We start from the raw sequence: 6,610 nt of genomic DNA on the forward strand, positions 1-6,610 counted from the left end.
GGACGATGCGGACCCGGACGATGGCCTCCGTGCGGCGGCCCACGGGCTGGATCGGCCGGTCACCTCGAGGCGCGCGGGCGACGGGCGCCGGCGCCTCGGTGGCCTCGGGGGCTTCCGGGGCGACCTCGGTCTCGATGATGTCGGTCATGCTGCTTCCTTCGCCCGCGCTCACTGCGCGATCTGCTTGATCTCGAACGGCACCGGCTGCTGCGCGAGGTGCGGGTGCTCGGCACCGGCGTAGACCTTCAGCTTCTTGATCAGCTGACGGCCGAGCTTGTTGTGCGGGAGCATCCCCTTCACAGCCAGCTCGATGGCCCGCTCGGGACGCTTGGTCAGCAGCTCGTCGTAGCCGACCTGCTTCAGACCACCCGGGTAACCGGAGTGGCGGTAAGCGACCTTGGTCTGGCGCTTGTTGCCGGTCAACGCAACCTTGCCCGCGTTCACGATGACGACAAAGTCGCCCGTGTCGACGTGCGGCGCGAAAGTCGGCTTGTGCTTACCACGCAGCAACGTGGCGGCGTGGGTGGCCAGGCGGCCCAGCACGACATCAGAGGCGTCGATGACGTGCCACTGACGCTCGATCTCACCCGGCTTCGGGCTGTACGTACGCACAGGTCTACCTTGTCTCGTCGTCGGTCTGGGGTCGCGCGCCGAGGTGACCAGAGTTAGCAGGCCGGACCAGCGCGCACGAACGACCAAGCGTACCTGATGGGGCACGCCTCTGGATGTCGTACAACAGCAGGCAACGATACCCGGCGCCCCGTCCGCAGGTCAAAACGGGGGTACGGTCCCGCACGATGACGCGCCGAGGGTGGCTCAGCTCACACGTTGGCGAGACGGCCGGCCCTCGGCCGACGGTAGACGACCCAGGTGGCCGCGAAGCACAACGCGTACCAGCCGATGAAGGCCAGGTAGGCGGCGTCGGCGTTGCCCGAGCTGAGGAACGACTGGCGGAACGCGATGTTGACCAGCACGCCACCGGAGGCCCCGATCGCACCCGCGATGCCGATCAACGCGCCGGTCATCCTTCGGGCCCACCGCGCGGCCGCCTCCGGATCGCGCTGGCCGCTGGCCATCGAATCCGCCGCCCGGGCCCGGAAGATCGCCGGGATCATCTTGTAGGTGGAGCCGTTGCCGATGCCGGAGAAGACGAAGAGGGCGAGGAACCCCGCCAGGTAGAGCCCGAACGAGCGCTCCCGGGCGGCGTACAGCACGGTGCTCGCGCCGGCCGCCATCGCGACGAAGTTCCAGAAGGTCACCCGGGCACCGCCCAACCGGTCGGCGAGGTGCCCGCCCAGCGGCCGGATCAGCGAGCCGATCAGCGGGCCCAGGAAGGTCAGCCAGGCGGCGTCGACAGGGGTGGGGAACCGCTCGGCGAACTGGAGCTGAAGCACCTGACCGAAGGCGAAACCGAAGCCGATGAACGAGCCGAAGGTGCCGATGTAGAGCAGCGACATCACCCAGGTGTGCGGGTCGCGGGCCGCCTCGCGCAACGCCCCCGGCTCGTTGCGCGCCCCGGGCACGGTGTCCAACCAGCGGGCCGCCGCCAGCGCGGCCAGCACGATCAGCGGCAGGTAGACGGCCGGCACCAACCGGGGGTACGCGGCGCCCGCGGTGGCGAGGACCGCCAGGCCGACCAGTTGCACGGCGGGTACGCCCAGGTTGCCGCCGCCGGCGTTGAGCCCGAGCGCCCGCCCCTTGAGTCGCTGCGGGTAGAACAGGTTGATGTTCGCCATCGAGGAGGCGAAGTTGCCGCCGCCGACCCCGGTGAGGCAGGCGAGCACCATCAGCGTGGAGTAGGACACCCCGGGTTCCAGCAGTACCGTCATCGGCACCGCGGGCACCAGCAACAGCAGTGCGCTGATGATCGTCCAGCGTCGTCCGCCGAAGCGGGCCACCGCCAGCGTGTACGGCAGCCGCAGCACCGCGCCCAGTGCGGCCGGCACGGCGGTGAGCAGGAACTTGCCGGCCGGATCGATGCCGTACGCGGGGCCGAGGAAGAGCACGGTGACCGACCAGAGGCTCCACACCGAGAAGCCGACGTGCTCCGCGAAGATCGAGACCCAGAGGTTGCGTCGGGCGATCGGCGCGCCGGTGGTCTGCCAGAAGTCCGGGTCCTCGGGGCGCCAGTCGTGCAGCGGTTGCCGGCGACCGGTGACGGCAGGCGGCTCGGCGGTGACTGCGGTGCTGGTGAGCGTGCTCACGGCGGCTCCTCCTCGTCGATGTGACGAGGGGAAACGCTAGGAACGCCGGGTTACCTGGCAGTGCCCGTCGCGGGTCGGGCCGGAAACGGGGATCGCACCACGGGCCGGCGGCGGTGGTGAGCACGCGGTGGTGAGCACGCGGTGGTGAGCACGCCACCGGGCCACGTGCTCAGAGCTGTTGGAGAATGCGCAGCGCGCGGCCGACCCGGAGCATGGTGTCGGCGTCGGCGACGTCCACGCACCCGGTGAACCACTTCTTCATCGGTGAGGAGATCCGGTCGGGCATCACCACGTACCGGCCCATCGGCACGGCGAGCGGTGAGTCCCGCAGCAGCGACTCCTCGACCACCTCGACGACGATCACGATGGGTACGTCTGTGGAGTTGTAGACGTCCGAGCTGATCACCAGGCCGAGGCGTTCCCGGGCGCCCTCGATGCGCCAGATCTCACCCCTACGCAGCACGCGGCCGTCCGTCGGAGAACAGGTCGTTGACCATGCCCACCTCGCGGGCGTCGGCGAGGGCGGCGGACTCCAGATCCAGGCTGGCGCGGCCCACGGCGGCGGCGTGCGCGGTGAAGACCTCGCGCAGCGCCTTCTCCCGGGCGGCCTGGTCCATCCACGCGGAGAGCGACAGCCCTTCGCGCTTGGCGAACCGCCGCGCCTCCTCGATCGTCTCGTCCGTGAACGAGAGAGTCACCTTGGCAGTCATGCCAAGCAGATTACCCAGCGGTGTGACCGACAGTCATCCCGGCGCTCACCGGCTCGCTCCCGGGCGACGAAAGGCACATTCCGCCGAGGCTCACCCGGCCCGACCACCGAACACCGCGAAACGCCACTCCTTGAAGTAGCAGTCGACGTCGACCAGGCCCGCCTCGGCGAGCCACCGGCACTGGTCGGCCACGGTCGCCGGGCGGTCGTGGCGCATCCGCTCCCGGGACCCCGCGATCTCGTCGGGGGACGCACCCAGCTCCGTGATCCGCTCCAGCCACACCTCGTCGTAGCGCCGGTCCAGTTCCGGGGTCGGGCCGGCGACCTGCTCGGCGTTGACGAACACCCCGCCCGGCGCCAGCGCGGCGGCGGCCCGCCGGTAGAGCGCGCGCTTGCCGCCGTCGTCCAGGTGATGGATCGCCAGGGCGCTGACCACCGCGTCGTACCGGCCGGGCGGCAGCTCGTCGGCCACGTCCGCCCGGACCGCGAGGTGCGGCACGGACCGCGCGGCCAACTGGTCGGTGGCGCGGGCGAGCATCGCCGGGGCTCCGTCCACCACTGTCAGCCGGACTCCGGGCACCGCCGTGGCCAGCAGCAGCGAGAGCAGGCCGGTGCCCGCGCCCAGATCCAACACCTCCGGGGTACGCCCGGCGGCGAGCGAGGCGCGCAGCGGCGGCGCGGCCACCTGGACGGCGGTGCCGTAGAAGGCGTCGAAGCAGGGCACCAGCCGCCTGCGCGCCTCGTCGTAGGTGCCGGCCACCGCGTCGAAGGCGTCCGTCACGCCCATCGCAGCCTCCCAGAGTATGAGACAGATTTCCCACATTATAAGCGGTACGCGATGAACGACGCTGACCCTGAGCACACCGAAAGGACGACCCGGGTGAGCACGTGCAAGACAAGCCGCCCGATCGGAAGCGCGCGCCGGAAATCGAACCGACGCCCGAACCGAAAGCCGAACCGAGGCCGACTTGCGCTGACGGTCCCCGCGAGATGAGGCGCGCTGCCGCTTTGGAGCTGATGTCGCGAACGAGTCAACCGCCGCTGTCGTCAGCGGTTCAGCTCCACACGTCAGCGGTTCAGCTCCACAGACTCCGACTCGCACCCTCCAACGCGCCCGCTGCCCATGTGCGGTGTGAGCCCCACTTGACAGGACCGAAACAGAAGGGACCCGGACCGGAAACCGCCCGACGGCACGCTTTCCCGACATGACAGACGGTGCACGGTCGGCAACTCCACCGGGGCTGACGCCCCGGGAAGTGGCGACGCACTGCCCGTACTGCGCACTGCAGTGCGGAATGACGCTACGCGCGGGCGACACCGGGGTGACCGTCCACCCGCGCCAGTTCCCCACCAATCGGGGCGGGCTCTGCCAGAAGGGTTGGACGGCCGCCGAACTGCTCGACCACCCGGACCGACTGACCACCCCGCTGGTGCGCGACCCGGCCACCGACACACTGCAACCGGCAAGCTGGGACACCGCGCTCGACCGGGTGGTCGCCGGCATCCGCGCCGTCCAGGCCGACGCCGGTCGGGACGCGGTCGCCGTCTTCGGCGGTGGCGGCCTGACCAACGAGAAGGCGTACGCGTTGGGGAAGTTCGCCCGGATCGGGCTGCGGACCCGGCACATCGACTACAACGGACGGTTCTGCATGTCCTCGGCGGCAGCCGCCGGGATGCGCGCCTTCGGCATCGATCGTGGGCTGCCGTTCCCACTCGCCGACCTGGGCCGGGCCGACACACTGCTGCTGGTCGGGGCGAACCCGGCGGAGACCATGCCGCCGTTGGTGCGGTGGCTCACCGAGCAGCGCGGCAACGGCGGGAAACTGATCGTCGTCGACCCCCGGGTCACCGCCACCGCCCGCCAGGCCGACCTGCACCTGCAACCACTGCCGGGCACCGACCTCGCGGTGGCCAACGCGCTGCTGCACATCGCGCTCACCGAGGGGTGGGTCGACCGGGCGTACGTCGCCGAGCGCACCACCGGATTCGACGCGGTCCGCCGCGGCGTCGCCGCCTGGTGGCCGGCCCGCGCGGAACAGCTGTCCGGGGTGCCGGTGGCCGACCTGGAGGCGACCGCCCGCGCGCTGGGCACCGGCGGTCGGGTGATCATCCTGACCGCGCGCGGCGCCGAGCAGCACGCCAAGGGGGTGGACACCGTCACCGCGTACGTCAATCTCGCCCTCGCCCTCGGTCTGCCCGGCCGCGACGGTTCGGGGTACGGCTGCCTCACCGGCCAGGGCAACGGCCAGGGCGGCCGGGAACACGGGCAGAAGGCCGACCAGCTCCCCGGCTACCGCAAGATCGACGACCCGGCGGCCCGGGAACACGTGGCCGGGGTCTGGGGCGTACCGGCCGACGAGCTGCCCGGCCCGGGGGTGCCGGCGTACCAACTGCTCGACGCGCTGGGCACCCCGGGCGGGCCGCGCGCGTTGCTGGTGTTCGGGTCCAACCCGGTGGTCTCGGCACCCCGGGCGGCCCGGATCGAGGGCCGGCTGCGCGACCTGGACCTGCTGGTCGTCGCCGACCTGCTGCTCTCCGAGACGGCCGCGTTGGCGGACGTGGTGCTGCCCACCGCGCAGTGGGCCGAGGAGGACGGCACCATGACCAACCTGGAGGGTCGGGTGCTGCGTCGGCGCGCACTACGGCCACCCCCGCCCGATGTCCGGACCGACCTGGCCATCATCGCCGGCCTGGCGGCGCGGCTGGCAGTCGCCGAAGCGACCGACACCGCGCCGGCCGGCACGGCGCCGACAACCACCAGGACGCCCGGCACCGCACCGGCCGGCACCGCACTGGCAAGCACCAGGACGCCCGGCACCGCACCGGCACCCGCCGAGACGGCCGGGCGACCGGAGGCTGCCGTCTCGGCGGGGCGTTTTCCCCCCGACCCGGCGGCCGTCTTCCCCGAGCTGCGCCGCGCCTCCGCGGGCGGGGCCGCCGACTACGCCGGCATCAGCTGGGACCGGATCGACGCCGACGACGGCCTCTACTGGCCCTGCCCGACCGAGGACGGGCCGGACACGCCACGACTCTTCGCCGACCGGTTCGCCACCCCGGACGGCCGGGCCCGCTTCCACGCCGTCGACCATCGGCCGGCCGCCGAACAGGTCTGCGCCACGTATCCGCTGCACTTCACCACCGGTCGGGTGCTCGCGCAGTACCAGTCGGGAACCCAGACCCGACGGGTGGCCGCGCTGCGCCGCGCCGCGCCGGAGGCGTTCGTCGAACTGCACCCCGACCTGGCCGCCCGGTTGGGCATCGACGACGGCGACCCCGTGCGGGTCACCTCGCGCCGAGGTGAGTTCCGCGCCCCGGCCCGACTCAGCGCCGGGATCCGACCGGACACCGTGTTCGCCCCGTTCCACTACGCGGGGGCGGAACGCGCCAACTCGGTGACCAACGACGCCGTTGACCCGATCTCCGGGATGCCCGAGTTCAAGATCTGCGCCGTCCGGGTGGAGAAGGCATGACCGCCCGGGTGGTCATCGTCGGCAACGGAATGGCGGGCGCGCGCCTCGCCGGTGAGCTGCACGCCCGGGAGGGAGACCGGAAGGTCACGGTGCTCGGGGCCGAGCCGCACCGCGCGTACAACCGGATCCTGCTCTCCACCCTGCTGGCCGGCCGGATCGGCGAGCCGGACGTGGAGCTGACCGAAGCCGCCGGGCACGGCGTCGACCTGCGCAGCGGCGTACCGGTG

The 6,610-nt window shown here is 71.9% G+C and carries 7 protein-coding genes and 1 pseudogene; 2 read left to right on the forward strand and 6 right to left on the reverse strand.

The genetic code is table 11. The annotated features are described in order from the left end of the window. The 6 genes and pseudogenes from KBX53_RS17665 to KBX53_RS17690 all read right to left on the reverse strand — a co-directional run. Positions 1-148: pseudogene (locus KBX53_RS17665) on the reverse strand (30S ribosomal protein S9); the annotation flags it as partial. A 20-nt stretch (positions 149-168) separates the two neighbouring features. Then, positions 169-612 (reverse strand): 50S ribosomal protein L13, encoded by a 444-nt coding sequence (gene rplM, locus KBX53_RS17670; protein ID WP_007465158.1) that lies wholly within the window; start codon positions 610-612, stop codon positions 169-171. A gap of 209 nt (positions 613-821) precedes the next feature. Beyond that, positions 822-2,204: a NarK/NasA family nitrate transporter gene (locus KBX53_RS17675; protein ID WP_030329994.1), complete on the reverse strand. Its 1,383-nt coding sequence runs from the start codon at positions 2,202-2,204 to the stop codon at positions 822-824. Positions 2,205-2,373: 169 nt separating this feature from the next. Next, the gene (locus KBX53_RS17680; RefSeq protein WP_030329992.1) at positions 2,374-2,667 is read right to left on the reverse strand and encodes a hypothetical protein; all 294 of its coding nucleotides are present in this window, start codon (positions 2,665-2,667) and stop codon (positions 2,374-2,376) included. Beyond that, on the reverse strand, positions 2,657-2,914 hold the full coding sequence (locus KBX53_RS17685) for a DUF6364 family protein (RefSeq protein WP_030329990.1): 258 nt from the start codon (positions 2,912-2,914) through the stop codon (positions 2,657-2,659). The genes KBX53_RS17680 and KBX53_RS17685 overlap by 11 nt, the downstream gene beginning before the upstream one ends. A gap of 90 nt (positions 2,915-3,004) precedes the next feature. Next, on the reverse strand, positions 3,005-3,700 hold the full coding sequence (locus tag KBX53_RS17690) for a class I SAM-dependent methyltransferase (protein WP_210860442.1): 696 nt from the start codon (positions 3,698-3,700) through the stop codon (positions 3,005-3,007). 418 nt (positions 3,701-4,118) lie between these two features. Here KBX53_RS17690 and KBX53_RS17695 point away from each other — a divergent pair, with 418 nt between their 5' ends. After that, positions 4,119-6,383, forward strand: coding sequence for a molybdopterin oxidoreductase family protein (locus KBX53_RS17695; protein WP_247675783.1), 2,265 nt, complete (start codon positions 4,119-4,121; stop codon positions 6,381-6,383). Further along, a partial coding sequence (locus KBX53_RS17700; RefSeq protein WP_210860446.1) for an FAD-dependent oxidoreductase occupies positions 6,380-6,610 on the forward strand: 231 nt, incomplete at its 3' end. The genes KBX53_RS17695 and KBX53_RS17700, both read left to right, overlap by 4 nt.

The organism is Micromonospora sp. M51, from assembly GCF_018070305.1.
In the GTDB taxonomy this organism is placed as follows: domain Bacteria; phylum Actinomycetota; class Actinomycetes; order Mycobacteriales; family Micromonosporaceae; genus Micromonospora; species Micromonospora parva.